Raw genomic sequence first — 19106 nt, 5'->3', positions numbered from 1 at the left:
CATAATTTATGGTAATACCTTTTATAAAATAATACATATTCTAAAAATGGCAAGTATTCAAAATAGTATTTACTAATTATGCTTTTTTAAGAGCTTCAATTAATTCATCTTCTGAATCAGCAGTTATTAATTCTTCACCTGAATATGCTGTAAGCTCTGATCCACATTCATATATACATCCGTCTTCTATTTCAACTTCTCCACCTAAACGCGCTTTTAACTCATCTATACTTATTCCTGAGCACATTGAACATATTTTTATCATATTAAATTCCTCCTGTGTTTTTAATTGTATAAGCTATCATTATATATATACACCAGAATTTAATATTAAAACATTTTTTATAATTTTTTTGCAAATTATTATTTAACTCTATCATAAACTATAGGATCTACAAATCCAAAAGTAATTTTTCCATTCTTTCTAAAGACTTCGCTAACTATTAATCGGTCGATTTCAGTACTCTCTTTTAATGTAAAAGTAAATCCTGGAGAAAATTCACTTACACTTTCTCCATGAAATACTCCATTTTCTTCTTTATACACCATTGGTGTAAATTTTTCAGATTTAATTAATTTACTATAATCCATAAATAAATTATCATTATTATTTCTAAAATCTTCTTTACTTACTCCCTCTGGTAATTCATATGAGATTAATACTACATTGTTATATTCATTTAATGTAAATAAAAATAAATGAGGTAATATATTCTTTCTATTATCTAAATCATAATAACTCTCTTCTATAACAAAATATCCATTAAAATCTTTTGGTAAGTTACTTATTTTATTGTTACAAATAGCATTTATATGCTTTGCTTTAGGATGTTTTACTTCTCCAACCTTTAATTCTTCTTCAATCTGCCTATTATTATTAAATTCTCCACATAAGTTCTTTAAAAATTGATTTAATATTTCCATTTCATCCTCCTATGTATTTGATAATTATATAGATACAGATATTATTATGTTAAATAATATTTGCATATAAACTTTATTTGCTAAATCTTTCTATAAGTGCTTTTATAACTTCCTCTAAATCACCACTATCTTCAACTTCTTGAGTTCTTGGAGTTCCTATTCCTCCTCCATGTTCAAAGTTTGTAACAGAAATAATTATTTCATCATCTGCAAAGTCAAATAATAATCCTACTAAATGGTCTAAGTCTAGATTCAGTTCACCTATATCTTTTATACTGTTAGAATCTTCATATAAATCTTGTGCATAGTGTTTCATACTATATTTTGTTCCATCTATAAATTCTATTTTTTCACAACTTTCATAAGTTTTCCCTATAGTAAAATGAAGTGAATATTCTTCATCTAATAATAATCTTATATAATCATTAGCTTCTTCTAAACCTTCATAATCCTCATCAAAAGTTATTACATCCATATAGTCTTTATCTATTAAACAAACTCTTGATATAGAGCTTGGAAATTCTAAAAGTAATTCTTCAGAGTTATCTTTATAGTAATTTATAAAATTAATTAATTTAAATTCTTCCGGTTTTATTCTTATAGGTCCCATATTATACTTCCTTTCGTTTATGCAATTTTTATCTTCTACAAAATATTACATAATTCTCATAAATGCAAAGTATAATATATCATAAAATAAATTTAATTAATAGGTTTTCTTATTATATAATTATTTTTATATTCTTTTATTTTTTTATTAATCTCACTTATATCGTAGTCATTTCCAATTACAACTCCTTTATTCTCATCTATTATTTTTCTATTTAAAGAAGATTTCATATCTAAACAAGCTAAAATTCTATTTTGTTCTAATGTAAAATTTACAGTATGCATAGTACCCGAATTCACATCACTTTGTGCTACTATTGTTGCTAAACTTAATCCACTTTGTATTCTATCTCTTTCTACAAAGCTATTTTTGAAAGACTTATATCCAACAGGATATTCGCTTATTAAACACCCTTTATTATTTAAAATTTTCTCTGCTAAGTTATAATTTTCTTTGGGATATACATTATCTAGACCGCAAGGCATAACTGCAATAGTACTTCCACCCACATCTAGACATCCTTTATGCGCCATTTCATCACATCCTAAAGCCAATCCACTAACTATACTATAATTTTCCTTTGATAATATACCTCCTAGTCTATATGATGATTTTAATCCTTTTTCATCTGCACTTCTACTTCCAATGATAGCTACACAATCTTTATTTATAATACTTTCATAATTTCCTTTATAAAATAATATCACTGGTGCATTAGGTATATATCTTAAATGACTCGGATAATTATTACTTAATATGTCTACAAATTTAATACTTTTTATTTTTGATTCTCTAATTATACATTGTGATTTTTCCCTTGCTATTTTTACCTCTTCTAATTTTGGTACTACAATCCGATTATTATCTATCTTCATATTTACAAACATATCTACTATATCTGCTTCATTTTTAGGCATATTGTGCATTTTTTCTATGAAATTAGTAGTAGTCTTTTTTCCTACTTTATTTATCGATAGTAAAGTTAATACTAAGTTATTCATTTGGCATCTACTCCTTATAACATAAGTTTTCCCAAATATTGTTTAATATATATACATAATAAAAAAGCAGTGTAAAATTATTTTACTCTGCTTTTATTTGATTTATTTAATTCTACTTACCTAAATAATTTAATACTGCATTTAAAGTTCCCCATCTATCATTTCCTTGTAATTCAACATCTCCCTCTATATCATTTGCGGCAGCACCAACCACAAAGACTTTTTTACCTAAACCTTCTTTATATTCATTCATTGGTACAATAATATAGTCTTTTAATCCCCAACCTAAAATATTAGCTATATTTTTATCTACATCTCCCTTATAAACTATACAATTTTCATACACATCATAACCGGGAGTTTGTGATTGTGATGGTGGGTTTCCTCCTACCTCTTTATATGATATTTCAAAATATTTACAAATACCTTTTACTGTCGCTTTTGCTAATTCATCTCTGTTATTTTTTAATATTTTTAAATCATCTCTATTAGTATAAAAAGCATATTCTTCAAGCACTGATGGCATTAAAGCTTTGTAGATTACAGTAAAGTCAGCAACTTTTACTCCTCTGTCTTTCGCTTCACTATCTATTGATCTCATTGCTTTATATACTTCATCTTGTATATCTCTTGCTGCATCTTTAGATTTTTGGCTTGCGTTAGAAGCATAATATGTTTCAGTTCCTCTTGCTGCATTAAATTTTGAATCATAAGCATTTGAATGAATACTAAAAAATAATGCATCTGGCTTTCCTTTTGATATCCAATAATCATTTGCACGTTGAGCTCTTCTAGTAAGACCTATTTCATTTTTCTTATCTGGATTTGGATTAGTTAAATATACCTCTATCCCCTGTTTTTCTGCTATAGCTTTAATCTTATATTGCATATCATTGTTAAATTCCCATTCTTTCATAGATTTATCAGGTGCTTCTTTTCCTGATACATATTCAGTATGTCCGCTATCAAGTATTAATAGTTTCATATTTCCATCTCCCTATTTTTCGTATTAATATATAACTTATCTTGTTTATTTACTGTACTTATAATTATAAATTTTAGACTGTACACTAATATTATAGTATTAGATTTAGCCTATTAATTGTTCCTGTAATTTGGCAATTTTTATTACTTATAAAAATATTTATATAATATAGATAAAATATTTTTGTGTAATTGCACTTAATATCGACTATAATATTTTATATACAAAATGAGAGTAAGGTGAAATAATTGGACTATAATAAATTACTAGATTTAATAAAAGTAAATACAGATATCCCTAGATGGAATAGGGGTGTAAGGTACTATAATAAAAAATTAGTTGATCATGTCAGTTTTAATATAAATGAAAATATAATAACTCTTGAAGGCGTTTTAGAATCTGAATTTAACAATGAAGTTTATACAAATACACTATCAATAGATCCTATAAATTTAAAAATAATCGGCGGAAGATGTACCTGTGAAGATTTTAGATCAAAAAACACAGGTACTAAATTATTTATATGCAAACATTTAGCTGCAACTTCTATCTCAGCTATTTTAATGGCTAAAAAAGATCTTGTTAGAAATATTACTACAAAGTTCGAAGATGAAAAACCTCCTAAAATATATCCTTCTACACCTGATAAAAAGCTTTTGGAGTTTTTTAATGACACTTATAAAAAACAAGTCAATCTAGAAGTTAATTTGACTATAAATGAAGGTAATGTACATGCTGATTTTAAAATAGGAACTGATAAAATGTATGTATTAAAGAGTTTAAAGGATTTTTCAAACTCTAGAATATCTACTTCTACACTAGACTACGGTAAAAACTTTACTTACGATCCTATTAATCATTATTTTTCAAATATAGATGAACCAATAGTCGATATTATAGAAGAATATGGTTGCAACTATCATCCACATATAAATTCGACTATTAATCCTAAAATATTAGATTTAGGTGAAAGTGGATTAAAAAGATTTCTTAAGACCTTAAAAAATAAAGATTTCACTTTTAATTATAAAGAAGAAATTTATAAACCTAAAATAAATGAAAATTTAATTCCTATTAATTTTGATTTTAAGAAACTAAATAATAAAATAGCTCTTTCTTCCCAAAATGATATACCTATCCCCCTAACGAGTAAAGGTGATGTTATTTTGTATGAAGAAGATATTTATTTATTAAATAATGAGTGTGCTCTAAATTATAAAAAAATCTATGAAATACTAAATGAAACTAAGACTGTAGTATTTGACAAAGAAGATATGGTTGGTCTTTTAGGTCATCTTGTTCCTAAATTAAAGCAAATCTCTGGCAATGTAGTTTTAGATGAAGAAATAAAAAATAATATAATAAGCGATTTTAAAGTAGAATTCTATTTTGATTTTAAACATTCTGATACTATTTGTGATTTAAAGTTTGTATATAATGATGAAAACGGTCAAAAGTTTATTCTTCCAGATAAAGACAAAGAAAAAGATATCGCTAATATTTTAATATCTTTTGGTTTTGTAAGAGAGAGTGATACTTATGTATTTAAAGAAAGTGATTTGCATTTATTTAATTTCTTAGATAAGGAAATTCACAATTTAAAAGATATTGGTGAGGTATATTATTCTGATAAATTTAAATCTAAGAAAATCTATAACTCCTCATCAATACAAGCAAGCATTAGAAGTGGTATTGATGGTTATTTAGATTTTGATTTTAGTATTTCTGACATTGATAAAGATGAATATAAAAATATACTACTTGCTTTTAAAGAAAAAAGTAAATTCTATAAATTAAAGGACGGTAGTTTTATTAATTTAGCTCAAAATGAAACTAAAGATTTCTTTGAGTTAATGGATAACTTAGACCTAATTAATGATATTGAAAACACAAGAGTTCATGCTAGTAAAGGTTTATACATAAATGATGTATTGAGTTCTAAAAATTTAGACTTTGTAAAAGGTACTGAACATCTTGAAAATATTTGTGATAGATTTAGAAATATTGATGATATAAATTTTGATATTCCAAAATCCTTAAATGCAACCCTTCGTGATTATCAAATTAGTGGCCTTAATTGGTTTAAAACGCTTGATCATTATGAATTCGGGGGAATTTTAGCTGATGAAATGGGTCTTGGTAAAACAATACAGACCATAGCATTTTTATTATCTAAAAAAGAAGAAAAAGATAAATCACCAATAAGTTTAATAATCACTCCAACATCACTTATTTATAATTGGAAAAATGAATTTGAAACCTTTGCACCTGATATGAATGTTTCTTTAATTCATGGAAATAAAAAAGAACGTGATAAAGCTTTAGAAAATTTAGAAAATGTAGATGTTATTATAACTACCTATGGTACATTAAGAAACGATTTAGATAGCTATTTAAATAAAATATTTGATTATTGTATTATTGATGAAGGACAAAATATAAAAAATCCAGTAGCATTAAGTACTGAAGCTGTTAAAAGTATAAATGCTAAAGTAAGATTTGCCTTAACAGGAACTCCTATTGAAAATAACTTACTCGAGCTTTGGTCAATATTTGATTTTATTATGCCTGGATATTTATATTCTCGAAAAAGATTTTATGAACTATTTATTAATAATGAAGATAATACTTATAATCTAAAAAAACTTATAAAACCATTTATACTTAGAAGAACAAAATCTGAAGTTATGAGAGAGCTACCTGATAAAATAGAGAAAAAATTCTTTGTTGAACTTAATAAAGATCAAAAGAAAATATACGGTGCTTATGTTAAGGATATTCAAGAAAAAATGATTGATAAAGATGTTAAAAAGGATAAGATAGTAATCTTCTCTTACTTAACAAAATTAAGACAACTCTGTCTTGATCCTAGAGTACTTCTTAAAGATTATAATAGCAAAAGTTCAAAAATAGAAACTACAATCGAGCTTTTAAACGATTATATAGAAAATGGACATAAAATATTATTGTTCTCACAATTTACATCTGTACTTAGAAATCTTGGAGATGAACTTAGTAACAATAATATAACATACTCTTATATAGATGGATCTACTCCTGCTAAAGAAAGGTTATCTTTGGTAAATGAATTTAATGAAACTGATAAAAATAAAGTATTTTTAATTTCACTAAAAGCTGGTGGAACAGGTCTTAATCTTACAAGCGCTAATGTGGTAATTCACTTTGACCCTTGGTGGAATCCATCCGTTGAAAACCAAGCAAGTGATAGAGCACATAGATATGGCCAAAAAAATGTTGTTGAAGTTATAAAACTTATTGCTAAAGGAACTATTGAAGAAAAAATCGTAAAACTTCAGGAAAGTAAAAATGAACTTATTAATGAATTTATTAATGGAGATTTATCAAACGGTAGTTTACTAAAAACTTTATCTGATAAGGATATAATCGATCTATTCAATTAGAATTATATAAATTTAATTATTTATAATATAAAATTGCCCATTCCTATATAAAATATATAAGAATGGGCAACTTCAATTATTCTGGCATTATTAACTCTTCTATAATTAATTTACATTGTTCTTCTTCATCAACACTTTTTATCCACTTTTTACTTAATAGCCTTCCTACACACCAAAGCCCTTTTATAATTTCATCAATTTTTAAGCATATTAACACTATTCCTGCTGGCAATTTAAATACTAATCCAGCTATTGCTCCAAGTGGTATTGATACAGTCCATAAAAATAATATATCAGCTATCATTAAAAACTTTGTATCTCCTCCTGCACGAAGTACTCCTTTTGTAAGAAGTGATGATATTGACATAAACACTACTAAAAATGAAGTAGAATTCATAAGTTGTATTGCCATTTGTTTGGTATTATTGCTTATATTATAAAAATCTATAATTACATTTTTAAGTATAAATATAAAGAATGCAGAGCTAATCCCTAATATTATAGACATGGCTAAAAATGTTACAGCTCTTTCTTGAGCTAGCTTATGCTGACCTTGACCAATTGTATTTCCTGTTATAACTCCACTTGCATTAGATACACCCATTAAAAATACATTAGTAAATTGTAAAACAACACTTGATATACTGTTGGCTGCAACCATGTCAGAACCAATTCTACCCATTATTACAGAAACCATATTAAGTCCTATTGCAAGTATTAAGTCACTTACTAAAACTGGACCACCTACTCTTATATAGTTTTTAAGTAATTCTTTATCTAATTGCAATAAATACTTAAATTTAAAGTTAAGTTTTTTATCTATTTTAAATAAGTATATCATTATAACACTAAACTCTATTATTCTTGCTGTTAATGTTGCTATTGCAGCACCTTGGATTCCAAGTTCAGGTGCACCTAGATTACCAAATATTAAAACCCAGTTTAAAAATACATTTACAAAAAATGAAGATATGGATGCAAATAATGCAACTTTTACACTTCCAACTGTTCTAAATAATATATTCACAGTAGTTGATATTCCCTGGAATATGAATGAAAGTGATACTATTTTTAAATACATCATACCTTGATTTGAAACTGATGTCTCTTTAGTGTAAATAGACATTATAGTTTCTGGAAAAACTTGTGCTAAAAATAAAAATAGCAGTGCAAATAACACACTAGCCTTTATAAGTATTGATAATACTTTATTTATAGATTTTGTATCTTTTTTTCCCCAGAACTGTCCAGATAAAACTCCTGCTCCTCCGCCTAATCCAAAGTTTATTATTAAAAATATAAAACAGAATTGGTTTGCAAGTGATGCAGCAGATAGTGTTATTTCACCAAATGATCCAAGCATCATTGTATCCGTCATACTTACCCCAACATTTATAAGACCTTGTAGAGCTATCGGTATGCTTATAGCTGCTACATTTTTATAAAATTCTTTGTCTTTTACAAAAATATTCAATTTTAATCCTCCCGTAGTAATCAGTTCTTATTTGAGTATAATTTTCACTAATATGTACCTTATCATAATTACCCCATTTTTTCAATCTCACTCATCCATAAAAAAAATTATATCGCTCTTAAATCTATATTAAATTAGATGTATTTTTAAGCATTTCATATTAATTATTTTATTTTTAAATATTACTACTGTAATACCACAAAAAATATTTTTTATAGCTATAATTATTATATAGATAAAAATTACTAAATAAGTTTAGGGGGATACCTAATGAGATTTGAATGTTTTTATTATCCGATATTAATTGATGATGAAGTTGTAAAAAGTAATGAAGATTTAATATCATTTGAATTTAGAGATGCTGTTCCTTGTAAAACGCTTTATTATAATTATGGGCAAAATTTTGCAATCTATAAAAATGAAGATTTTTTTATAGTTGAAAATGGAGTTTTAAAAAAAACAATAACTTCTAAGGATCTAAAATATCCATTGAAGATGGTATTTAACAAAGGTACTCAGCTTACAGTATTCTCTCAAAAGGATCTATCATCAATTAGATTATTATTAAAAGGTGAAAATGAAAGAGAAAAGCAATTAGGGGAGCTATTCTTTTTATCAATTGCATTAAACAGAAAGATAAAAAATATTCAATACAAAGTTATGTCTGATTTAACTAATAGTTCTAGCGATTTTAACTATCTAAATGAAGAAATTGATTTAAGAACTAAAAAACTATTAGATGATTTAAGAACTGTAGAAAGCAAGTTTAATAACTTAATTATAAACTATCCCGATATAAAAAATTCTTATTTAGACTATATGAATTTTAGTAACAAAGAAGATATACTTCAATTATCTATAAATAAATATTTTAAAGAAAATACTGAAGAATATAAAGAATATATGCTTAAAAGTTCTGTTTGGAAATCTAAGCCTATTTATCCAAAATTCAAATTAGATCACTTAGCTAATTCTTGTAACTATAATGTCTAAAATAAAAAGCTACTTAATTTTAAGTAGCTTTTTATTTTAATCTAGAAATGATTTTATATCCTTATATAATTCAGATGGAACAATATACCATACGCTAATACCATCTAAATCTCGTCTTGCAAAGCTTTCATTTTCACATAATCCAATTACATTACCTTCATTATCTTTTATAAATAAATCAGGTTCAAGACTTACATTTATATCTTTAACTTCAACCCAATTACTATCTTTCATATTTTTTATTATAGCTCCTACATCGTAAGGATCTGTAATAACTTTGCTTATATCTTTTTTTATATCTTTTATTATAATCTCTTTACCTTCATACATAGCTATATCATTATGTTCTTCTTCACTATAATTATAGTATACTAAATATTGATCTACGCTTATACTATCAGAAGAACCTTCACTTACTTTTTTCATAGGTACATATACTATAGGGCTATATTTGTATATATTATTTTTTGAAATAAGTTCTTTTGTAGAATAGTCATCATAATTTATTTCATACACTTTTTTGTCCTCTAAAGTATCTGTATAAATATGGTTGCTATATTTAATAGTATAACTATCAGCTTCTTCATATTTTTCAAATTTTGTATTTTCTATTATATCCATAAATTGATCAGTGTTTAGATTAACTCTATCATCAGAGCCAATAAACATGTTCATTTCATTTTCATTCCTTATCTTGTCAGCATATATATCATACTTTCCATCTTCAGGATAAAAATTTATATGATATTGTTTATCATTACCTAATACACTATAATATAAGTTTTCTATACTACCATCTTTTTTATATCCTAAATTGAAATCTTTCATCTCAGAATAATCTATGTTTAAGTTATCTTTTATAGTTTTCCAATCTTTTTTTATATAATCAATACTATTATTATTAGTTATTATAGAATGATTTCTATTCTCTATTTTTTCATAAATTACCCCACTAAGCACTCCTGCATAAAGCATTATAACTCCAAATATAGCTGCTCTCTTTTTAGTAATCTTATTCAATCTAGGTCTATTTCTCATTATAAAATAATAAAAACAAAATCCTACTGGCAATATGATAGAAACACTCTGTGTATTAAAACTTAAATGATTAAAGTTTTCGCTGCTAAAATTAAATGATCCTAACAAATAAAAGCCTATTACCTTCCACCCTAAGTTCGTTTCATCTTCTTCTCTTTTAGTATAAATATATATAAGACCTACTACTAAAAATATCCAATGCCCCAAAATTGATAAAATATAATTCATTATTCCTCCTTATTTCATCCCCTCTATGCACTCTTATTTATGCAAATTATATTATATAGCCATATTTAATATTTAGAAATTTATTAAAAATCTCCAAAACTATCGTTACCACTATCAAAACATCCACAATCATTATTTCCATATTGTAAACGCCTTTAATTATTTTATATATATTAATATACCACATTATAACTTATATTTTATATTGTAATATTTTGTATATAAAAAGGTTACCAAAAAATCTTTTGGTAACCTTTTTGCTTAATGCGCTAATTCTACTTTTTTATACTCATCATATACTATCTTTTTATGCACATACTTACTAGTTGCTGCACTTACTAATCCCCCATACTCAACATTAAAATCAACTGCATCACCAATATCATACTTTTTACTACATCCGCTCATATTAAGTATCATATGGTCCGAACTAGCCCCTAATATTTCTATATCTTTATCTATTGGACTAATAGATGTTATATCTATGTCCTGTCTTCCAATAGCTACAATCGCCCTTTTTAGTATACCTTTATCTTCATACTCTGGCTTATTTCCAAAAGCATCTACACCAATTTGACCAATTGGAAGAGATGGTTTTTCTTTATTTTCAACTATTTCGCATACTAGTTTAAATACATCTTGATGGGCTCCTTCTAATATCTTACCATATGCAGTTTCACGTCCAAGTGCTATAGCTTCTCCGAGCCTTAAATTTGTTATACCGTAAGGCATTTCAAATGATTGTGCTAAATAAATTGAACTTGAATTTCCGCCAGATATAAAATTTAATACTATATTATATTTATTTTCTATTTTTTTAGCTAATTTTGATAATCTCCCAAGATTATCATTAGATGGTATTATTGCACCGTAACATGTCAAATTAGTAGCTAGACCATATAGTTTTATATTTTTTAATTTCAAAATATCTTCTACCGCACTTAATAATTCTTCTTCTTTAAAGTATCCTTCTCTTAAGTCCCCCAAATCAACCATTATAACAACTTTATGAATTATATTTTGCTTTTTTGCCTCTTCATTTAATTTATATATAGTTTTAATTTCTGAATTAAAACTAATATCTGAGTATTTTACAACATCACAAATTTCACTAATCATTGGTATTCTAAGTAATATTTTAGGCAAATTTATATGTGATAAATGTCTTAAATTTTCAATCCTTGAATCTGCTATATAATCAACATTTTCTTTAGTTATTTCTTCTACAACCTCTGGTATAGCACAATATGACTTAGTAACCATAGCCATATCCATATTATGGTTTTTGCAAATATCTGATACAACAGCTACATTTTGTTTCAGCTTATCTATATTAATCTCTAACCTTGGATACATAATTTATCCTCCTCTAAATCCAAGCTTTTTAGCATAAGCTTTAAAGATGCTACCTCATATTTTTTAGATAGTACTCCAAGAGATGCCATAATATAATCGTTATCTACTAATATTTTTGCTTTTGACTTTGGGAATAATAAATCTTTATTTCTATTATACTCTCTAATAGATTTCATAATTTCAACTCTTTGCGGCAACCTTGTAAGTGCACCGCCTGTGCCAACAATATATTTAACTTCACTTAAATCCTTGCCTTCAGCTATTTTACTTTTGCCACTTGTTCCATATATATTTCTAATAATCCCTGCATGTCTTTTAGTAGCTCTAAGTACTGCTTCTTTTGTAAGTCTTTCAACAAATTTTATCTGATCTTGTGTCTTTGGTATAGGTAAGTAACTATTCATTATTTTATTTACATCTAGATCTTTTAGTTCTTTCTCTAGCTCTTCTTTACCAATTAAATTAACAATATTTCTCATATTTACATAAACACCTAAATCACCTTCAACACTTCTCTTTGCAACAGGCTCTGGGTTTACTAATATTCTATTTACACCTTCACTACCTTCTGTAACAGAATGTATATCAGTTGTAGCTCCTCCAACATCTATAACCATCAAATCTCCTAAATAGTTTTTTAAAAGTTTTGCAGATTCCATAACAGCACCTGGTGTTGGCGTTATATGTTCATTAACCATTTCTTTTACATGTTGCATTCCAGGTGCATTAGTTATATGTTCTTCAAATACATTCTGAATAACATCTCTAGTAGGCTCTATGTTTAGTAAATCTATTTTAGGATAAACATTGTCAACTATATACAATTTATAATTTGTATTTTCAAATATTAATTTTATCTCTTCTACATTTTCAATATTTCCTGCATAAATTACAGGAACACCTAAATTCAAACCTGCAATAAGTTCTGAATTATATATAGCGGTATCACGCTCACCATAGTCCACTCCTCCCGCTATTAATATGATATTAGGCTTAATTTCCTTAATCTCTTTTATATCTGTTCTTCTTAATTTACCTGCAGTTACTTTATGTATAACTGCACCTGCACCTAGTGCTGCCTCTTTTGCAGCTTTAGCCGTCATGTCATAGACCAACCCATGAACAGTCATCTTAAGTCCACCTGCAGCACTAGATGTCGCAAACATATCATCATATTCTATACTTTCTACACCTAAGTTTTTAGATAAACTAGAAATTGCACCTTCTAAACCCTTTCTAACATCTCCGCCTTCAAATACAGTTGTTGGAGCTTGGCCTTGACCAATAAATTTAGGATTATCAGAGTTTATACCGTCGATGGCATTTACAACTGTTGTTGTAGATCCTATCTCAGCAACTAATACATCTATTTTCATATCTTAATTGTTTTCACTTTCAGCTAATTTCTTTTGAAGATTTTCTCTTCTTTTTTCAACTAAAAATGTCGCTACATTTACTCCTCTATCATTTCTTCCAAATCCAGCATCCATTCCTTGTTCAACTGCAATCTCAGGCGTTACTTGTGTTCCTCCACAAGCTATTATGACTTTATCTCTTATACCTTTTTCTATACAATATTCATGCATTTTTTTCATATTTTTATAATGTATATCATCATGGCTTATTATTGTTGATGCTAATATTGCATCAGCATTTAATTCTATTGCTGCATTTACTAATTTTTCAACTGGAACTGAAGTTCCAAGGTAATTACATTCTATACCATATTTTTCTATACCACCATGCTTAATATCTATTATTTCTCTAAGCCCAACAGAATGTTCGTCTTCACCTACTGTTGCACAAACTATCTTCATAGGCATATTTTCTATATCTGCTCTTATTTCATCATCAGTCATTATCTTTTGTTCTTCTGGTATTACTAAATCATTTATATCTATGCTAAATCCAACTTTTCCTTTTAACTCAACTCTAGTTCCTTCAGCACTATGCATTACTTCTCTACTTATAACTTCAACCTCTTCTAAATTCATATTCTTAGCAAATTCTATTGCTGCAAATTCAGCTGTTCTTTTATCTGTTGGTAGCATCATAGTAATCATTACTGTACCATCTGCACACCATTCCATTTCTGGTTTTATTTTAGTAGAATTTCTAAATTCTTCAGTTTCTTTAAGTCTTACATTTACATTATCAATATCATCTAGTTCATCTATATATATTATTTTATCTGGATCTTCAAATGTACACCCATCTATTAAATTAGAAGGATTTAATACACAAGTTTCATCATATTGAGCTATGTTGTTGTATCCAAAGTGAGCTGTTACTGGTGCTAAGTAATCTTCATCTCTTTCATAGACTGTTCCTGCTCCTACTCCTTCCCTTATTTTTCTAGATATTCCATCACCATTTCGTTCTGGATAATTTCCTGAATCAACAAAAAATCCTTTTTCAACAGCTTCAAAATATCCACCAACTTCTAGAATTTCTTCCATGTATAAAACAGCTCTTTCTTTTAACTCTCTAGACTTATCTCTTAATGCACCAGTTTCTTTAAGTTCTATCATATCCATTAATCCGTCCATACCAACTAAAGCTTGCTTAGCAGTATCACAGGCTTCTATATTGTACATATGCCAAGGTACATTTCTTCCTTCATCAGGAGTTATAGTCGACTGTATATCCGCTCTTGTTAAAACTGATGTTAATAAATTAAGTACATGAGTTACAGTAGCTTCTCTAGTTGAAGAGTCCATATATTTAGTATTCATTTGAGCTCTCATTTTATATTCATTAAATAACTCTCTAAGCGCTACTGCATAAGGAAGATCTAATGTTAAACATGGAGCAGGTGGCGCTGTTGGAGGAACTGTTGATAAGCATATATTATCTTTTTTTATACCAACTTTATGTGAAAAAATTGAATTTAGTGCATGTTGTACCATAAGTTCCGGCATAACCTTCCAAGCTTCTCTTGCAGTTGCATTAGCATTATGAGCTCCATCTATTTGAGCCATATTTGAAAATGCCATTATATTTTTCGCTTCACAAGCGTCAACAAATGATCTTATCATATTTATATTTCTATAAAGTACATTATATTGTGGGTCTTGATGAGCTCCATTTATACCTTCTTCTGCAAACATTACGGCAACTTCAGGTCCTGCAACTCCACTTACATAAGAATGGTAATTTATAGGTCTTCCAACTTCTTCTTCTATAAAATCAAGAGCTTTTCTTTGTGCTCTAACTTGTTTTCTAGTTATTGGAACTCCACCTATACCTTGAGGTGTACCTTCTATAAGTCCATCAAAGTGAGATTGACCAGCAGTTCTTATAACCATTATGTGATCCGCTCCATGATGAGCTGCCATTCTCATTCTTCTTATGTCATCTTCAAATCTACCAGAAGCTATTTCTGTGGTTATTACACATTTTGGCTGAGGATCTATATTATTAAAGTATTTAGCTGATGGAAGAGCTACACTCTCAACTAGGGGCGTTGAGCAATCTTGATATTTAAAGGGTCCCATTTCTAAGTCTTTTTCATTTTCTCTCCAAGTCCAACCTTTTCTATTTGGTCTATAATTTTCTAAATCATTTAATATATACTCTATATCTAACTTTTTATTTTCTTTTAACATGACGCTTCCTCCTTACCAAATAGATTATCTATTTCATCTAAGCATTCTCCATTTGCTAATTTAACTCCAGCATCTCTTACACTTATATTTTTAACCTTTGCTAATTTATAGACAATATGACCCGCACCCTTACTTATAAGTCCTTTTTCTAGTACTAGATTAACTATTTCTTTAGCTTCAAGTGACGAAAATCCCATTCTTAAAAGTACTGATCTTTCTATTGATGGAGATGTATTCTTTCTGCCTAATTCTAGCATAGGATCAACTATTTCTTCTGCTAATCTCCAAAATCTTGCATGCAGCTCTTCATCACTTAAATTAGCTAAATGAGTTCTTCTATCTTTATAATCATCCAATCTCTTTTTCATATATATCCCCCTAAATTTTACATAGTATTTCTTTAGAAACTTCTTTCACGAACTCTTCACTAGACTTACTATCTTGGGCTAGAAACTCTATATCCTCTTTACTTAAATATTTTACATTATTATTTTCTATTGCATTTTTTATATAAGATTTTCTTATTTTATCCATATTTATTTCATTTATTTTTATTAAATTTGGATGAGATGGTAATATTAAATTCTGACCACATATTTCTTCCTGTGGATTTCCAAATTTTATTTCTATTCCATTTTCATGAGCAAATGTAAGCTGTGGATTTATATGTTTTCCTGCCCCCGTATATTCTGTTTCTTGAACTACTATAACTTGACCTTCATCTAGTTCTTGAGCTAAACAAAATGCAGCAGTTAAAGATGTATTACCAGCTGGACCTCTCTCTAAACCTTCAAGCTGTGCCAAAAGCTCGGTCATATAAAATACTTCTCCTTGATTTACTGTTACATATCTATCCATATATCTAAGTGGTCTTGCAGCAGATCTTGGTACATCTGATCTATCTGGCCAAGTAGAAAATGGAATTCCAAATCCAGTATGACCTGTCGTAAAAGATTTTTTGTTAAATTGACTATCACTAGCCATATGAAGACCTTTTAGATTAACACTAGCTCCGACTACTTTAGTATCCATTGCACCTGCTTTTATAAGACCTCTTGCAGTTCCTGTCAAATTACCTCCACCTGCATTAGTACAAACTACTACATCTGGATCTTTTCCTATTCTTTCTCTAAATTGCATAGATATTTCATACCCTAAAGTTTCTACTCCTGCTATTCCAAAGGGAGAATAAAGTGACGCGTTAAAGTACCCTGTTTCTTCTAACATTAATAAAAATGTATAAAATAACTCTGGTCCTACTGTTAACTGAACAACTTCCGCTCCATAAGCTTCACATTTTCTGGCCTTTTCTATTATTTCTGGTTGTCCAATACCTGTACTATCATAACATTCTTGAACAATTATACATTTAAGTCCTTGCATAGCTGCTTGAGATGCTACTGCAGCTCCATAATTTCCACTAGTTGCTGCTATTACACCTTTATATCCCATTTTTTTAGCATGATATACAGCAGTTGCTGCCCTTCTTGCCTTAAAACTTCCTGATGCGTTAGCTGCTTCATCTTTTATAAATATTCTTGCTCCCTTTCCTTTTGGTGCTACTTTTCTAGCTAAAGAACTTATATTTTTTAGCTCTATTATAGGAGTATTCCCCACTGCGTGATTTGATTGAATTTTTTCTATTTCATCTAAAGAGTAACCCGTTTCTCTCATCATCTTTTCATAATCAAAAGATATTCCATCATTTTCAAATAAAGCATAATCTATTCCTATTGCATTTTTCATAATTTCATTTTTTCTATTCATAACCGCTTTGTAACTATTGTCTTTCATCATTTAAGTCACCTCCAAATAATATTTCTCTTGCACAAATTCCTATTTGAAGTAACTCTGGCATACACTTTCCATAATCATGAGTATAATAAGGATTGACTTGTAATAAATTTCCTTCAACTAATCTTCCTGTAATAGTTTCTACTTTTACCAAATCACCTATGTTTGCATCATTATCTATAAATCCTTTAACCCACATTTCAAGAGGATGAGATTTTGTATCCTCTGGTACTTGTGGTGCTCTTTGGCAAGGATTTAAAACTATATTGTGGATTATAACCCAGTCTCCACGTTTAGCATCCATACTATCACTCTCCTTTATATTAACTCGTACTAACTAGATTTTATAAAACTACTAGCTAGCACGAATATTATTAAGTTTTAAGCTTCTGCTGATTCTTTTAGCTCCACTAACTTTCGTACATCTCCCATCATCGCTCTTGGAACTGGAATATCTAACATTGATTTTAATCCTGGTTTTGCGTTTATTACATGAGGTATAGAGTTTACACACATAGCAATAGTTCCTATTCCACCTGGTATCTCTGGAGTTATTTGTAAATCTATATTTGGTATACCTTTTATACTTACATAATCTCCTGTTGACTGACCTTCTAAGTGAGGTAGTATTTGTTGTGGATGTTCCATTTCTATTTTAATTTCTCCATTAACGTATCCATATCCGCATTGTCTACATCCTGCTACATTTCCGGCTTCTACTTCTGCATATTCAGATTTTCTATATACACTACTCATTATTGGTTCTCTAGTTTGTTCTACTTTTTCTAAATTCCATCCTATACCTTCAGTTATCATATTTACAGATTCAGGGAATCCTACATGCCCTGCTATTGATTCATTTTCAACGCCTTTATCAAATACCTCTTTCGTTACACCAACACCTTGTTCTATCATTACAGCCTTTCCAAATGGAGATAAATCATTAACTCTGGCAGCCTTTATGTAGTCTACTTCTTCACAAGTTCCTGTAAGTGCAAGAATTAATAAATCAAGTACAAATCCTGGATTTATTCCTGTCCCAAGAACTGAAACTCCGTTTTCTTTAGCTATTTTATCTAACTTTTCTGCTAGTTCTGGCTCTTGAGCCTTAGGAAATGCCATTTCTTCAGCAGTAGATATAACATTTATTTTCTTTTCTAATACCAACTTTATCTTGTCAAACGCACCTTTTGTAAATGAGTCTGTAGCTATTAATACAACATCTGCACATTCTTCACTAAATACTTCATTTGGGTTAGAATTTATTATAACGTCTGCTCTTTCTCCTCTTTCACATCCTAATACTTCATATATACTTTTTCCTAATCGATGTTCATTTCTATCACATACCGCAACTATTTCTATTCCTATTTTCTTTAAAATCATTTTTGCCATTCCACTTCCCATTGCTCCAAATCCCCAAATTCCAACTCTAACATTTCTCATTAAAAATTCCCCCTTATTTAAAATAATAAAAATACCTACTATTTAATAAAGCAAACATCATGCCATATATGATATTTTTTATTATTAATTTTCTAAAAGTTAATAATTTACAGCTATTAACTTCTAATTAAATATTTAACAATTAATTAGTTGTAAATTGTTTATATAAAATTTATAATATAAATAAAAACAAATAAAAAAAGAGCATTAAATTTTGCATTAACTGC

General features: G+C 28.3%; 16 protein-coding genes. 2 read left to right on the top strand and 14 right to left on the bottom strand.

Going from position 1 to position 19106, the window contains the following annotated elements; genetic code table 11:
* Positions 1–76 precede the first annotated feature (76 nt).
* The 5 genes from JNUCC81_RS07025 to JNUCC81_RS07005 form a co-directional block, all read right to left on the bottom strand.
* Positions 77–265, bottom strand: a complete 189-nt coding sequence (locus JNUCC81_RS07025; RefSeq protein WP_454095930.1) for a hypothetical protein — start codon at positions 263–265, stop codon at positions 77–79.
* 98 nt (positions 266–363) lie between these two features.
* The gene (locus tag JNUCC81_RS07020; RefSeq protein WP_454095929.1) at positions 364–924 is read right to left on the bottom strand and encodes a hypothetical protein; all 561 of its coding nucleotides are present in this window, start codon (positions 922–924) and stop codon (positions 364–366) included.
* A gap of 73 nt (positions 925–997) precedes the next feature.
* Complete coding sequence (locus JNUCC81_RS07015) at positions 998–1534, bottom strand: hypothetical protein (RefSeq protein ID WP_454095928.1); 537 nt, start codon at positions 1532–1534, stop codon at positions 998–1000.
* A 92-nt stretch (positions 1535–1626) separates the two neighbouring features.
* Entirely contained in the window at positions 1627–2535 is a 909-nt protein-coding gene (locus tag JNUCC81_RS07010) for a DNA-processing protein DprA (RefSeq protein WP_454095927.1), read from the bottom strand.
* 112 nt (positions 2536–2647) lie between these two features.
* Positions 2648–3520, bottom strand: a complete 873-nt coding sequence (locus tag JNUCC81_RS07005) for an N-acetylmuramoyl-L-alanine amidase family protein (RefSeq protein ID WP_454095926.1) — start codon at positions 3518–3520, stop codon at positions 2648–2650.
* A 248-nt stretch (positions 3521–3768) separates the two neighbouring features.
* Here JNUCC81_RS07005 and JNUCC81_RS07000 point away from each other — a divergent pair, with 248 nt between their 5' ends.
* On the top strand, positions 3769–6942 hold the full coding sequence (locus JNUCC81_RS07000) for a DEAD/DEAH box helicase (RefSeq protein ID WP_454095925.1): 3174 nt from the start codon (positions 3769–3771) through the stop codon (positions 6940–6942).
* A gap of 76 nt (positions 6943–7018) precedes the next feature.
* On the opposite strand, the gene JNUCC81_RS06995 is transcribed toward JNUCC81_RS07000, so the two are convergent.
* Positions 7019–8416 (bottom strand): MATE family efflux transporter, encoded by a 1398-nt coding sequence (locus tag JNUCC81_RS06995; RefSeq protein WP_454095924.1) that lies wholly within the window; start codon positions 8414–8416, stop codon positions 7019–7021.
* A gap of 270 nt (positions 8417–8686) precedes the next feature.
* Here JNUCC81_RS06995 and JNUCC81_RS06990 point away from each other — a divergent pair, with 270 nt between their 5' ends.
* Positions 8687–9409: a hypothetical protein gene (locus tag JNUCC81_RS06990; RefSeq protein WP_454095923.1), complete on the top strand. Its 723-nt coding sequence runs from the start codon at positions 8687–8689 to the stop codon at positions 9407–9409.
* A 36-nt stretch (positions 9410–9445) separates the two neighbouring features.
* Here JNUCC81_RS06990 and JNUCC81_RS06985 read toward each other — a convergent pair whose 3' ends face one another.
* From JNUCC81_RS06985 to ord, 8 genes are all read right to left on the bottom strand, one after another.
* Positions 9446–10675, bottom strand: coding sequence for a hypothetical protein (locus tag JNUCC81_RS06985; protein ID WP_454095922.1), 1230 nt, complete (start codon positions 10673–10675; stop codon positions 9446–9448).
* 261 nt (positions 10676–10936) lie between these two features.
* A complete protein-coding gene (gene orr, locus JNUCC81_RS06980) occupies positions 10937–12031 on the bottom strand; it encodes an ornithine racemase Orr (protein WP_454095921.1) in 1095 nt (364 codons plus the stop codon).
* Complete coding sequence (locus tag JNUCC81_RS06975; RefSeq protein WP_454095920.1) at positions 12016–13407, bottom strand: GlmL-related ornithine degradation protein; 1392 nt, start codon at positions 13405–13407, stop codon at positions 12016–12018. Before JNUCC81_RS06975 ends, orr begins: the two co-directional genes overlap by 16 nt.
* A gap of 3 nt (positions 13408–13410) precedes the next feature.
* Positions 13411–15639 carry a D-ornithine 4,5-aminomutase subunit OraE gene (gene oraE, locus JNUCC81_RS06970; RefSeq protein WP_454095919.1) on the bottom strand — a complete coding sequence of 743 codons (2229 nt, stop codon included), beginning with the start codon at positions 15637–15639 and terminating at the stop codon, positions 13411–13413.
* Positions 15633–16007: an ornithine aminomutase subunit alpha gene (locus tag JNUCC81_RS06965; protein ID WP_454095918.1), complete on the bottom strand. Its 375-nt coding sequence runs from the start codon at positions 16005–16007 to the stop codon at positions 15633–15635. The genes oraE and JNUCC81_RS06965 overlap by 7 nt, the downstream gene beginning before the upstream one ends.
* Before the next feature lie 10 nt (positions 16008–16017).
* Positions 16018–17433: a 2-amino-4-oxopentanoate thiolase subunit OrtB gene (gene ortB, locus JNUCC81_RS06960; RefSeq protein WP_454096379.1), complete on the bottom strand. Its 1416-nt coding sequence runs from the start codon at positions 17431–17433 to the stop codon at positions 16018–16020.
* Positions 17420–17737: a 2-amino-4-oxopentanoate thiolase subunit OrtA gene (ortA, locus tag JNUCC81_RS06955; RefSeq protein ID WP_208333625.1), complete on the bottom strand. Its 318-nt coding sequence runs from the start codon at positions 17735–17737 to the stop codon at positions 17420–17422. Before ortA ends, ortB begins: the two co-directional genes overlap by 14 nt.
* A gap of 77 nt (positions 17738–17814) precedes the next feature.
* A complete protein-coding gene (gene ord, locus JNUCC81_RS06950) occupies positions 17815–18879 on the bottom strand; it encodes a 2,4-diaminopentanoate dehydrogenase (protein WP_454095917.1) in 1065 nt (354 codons plus the stop codon).
* Positions 18880–19106 lie beyond the last annotated feature (227 nt).

This window comes from Faecalimicrobium sp. JNUCC 81 (assembly GCF_053667625.1).
This window is presented reverse-complemented; position numbering and strand designations above follow the sequence as displayed.

What these genes read in the sequence shown, in the direction of transcription:
- JNUCC81_RS07025 (WP_454095930.1), bottom strand. Translation starts at nt 265, where the DNA reads ATGATAAAAATATGTTCAATGTGCTCAGGAATAAGTATAGATGAGTTA.
- JNUCC81_RS07020 (WP_454095929.1), bottom strand. Translation starts at nt 924, where the DNA reads ATGGAAATATTAAATCAATTTTTAAAGAACTTATGTGGAGAATTTAAT.
- JNUCC81_RS07015 (WP_454095928.1), bottom strand. Translation starts at nt 1,534, where the DNA reads ATGGGACCTATAAGAATAAAACCGGAAGAATTTAAATTAATTAATTTT.
- JNUCC81_RS07010 (WP_454095927.1), bottom strand. Translation starts at nt 2,535, where the DNA reads ATGAATAACTTAGTATTAACTTTACTATCGATAAATAAAGTAGGAAAA.
- JNUCC81_RS07005 (WP_454095926.1), bottom strand. Translation starts at nt 3,520, where the DNA reads ATGAAACTATTAATACTTGATAGCGGACATACTGAATATGTATCAGGA.
- JNUCC81_RS06990 (WP_454095923.1), top strand. Translation starts at nt 8,687, where the DNA reads ATGAGATTTGAATGTTTTTATTATCCGATATTAATTGATGATGAAGTT.
- JNUCC81_RS06985 (WP_454095922.1), bottom strand. Translation starts at nt 10,675, where the DNA reads ATGAATTATATTTTATCAATTTTGGGGCATTGGATATTTTTAGTAGTA.
- orr (WP_454095921.1), bottom strand. Translation starts at nt 12,031, where the DNA reads ATGTATCCAAGGTTAGAGATTAATATAGATAAGCTGAAACAAAATGTA.
- JNUCC81_RS06975 (WP_454095920.1), bottom strand. Translation starts at nt 13,407, where the DNA reads ATGAAAATAGATGTATTAGTTGCTGAGATAGGATCTACAACAACAGTT.
- oraE (WP_454095919.1), bottom strand. Translation starts at nt 15,639, where the DNA reads ATGTTAAAAGAAAATAAAAAGTTAGATATAGAGTATATATTAAATGAT.
- JNUCC81_RS06965 (WP_454095918.1), bottom strand. Translation starts at nt 16,007, where the DNA reads ATGAAAAAGAGATTGGATGATTATAAAGATAGAAGAACTCATTTAGCT.
- ortB (WP_454096379.1), bottom strand. Translation starts at nt 17,433, where the DNA reads ATGAAAGACAATAGTTACAAAGCGGTTATGAATAGAAAAAATGAAATT.
- ortA (WP_208333625.1), bottom strand. Translation starts at nt 17,737, where the DNA reads ATGGATGCTAAACGTGGAGACTGGGTTATAATCCACAATATAGTTTTA.
- ord (WP_454095917.1), bottom strand. Translation starts at nt 18,879, where the DNA reads ATGAGAAATGTTAGAGTTGGAATTTGGGGATTTGGAGCAATGGGAAGT.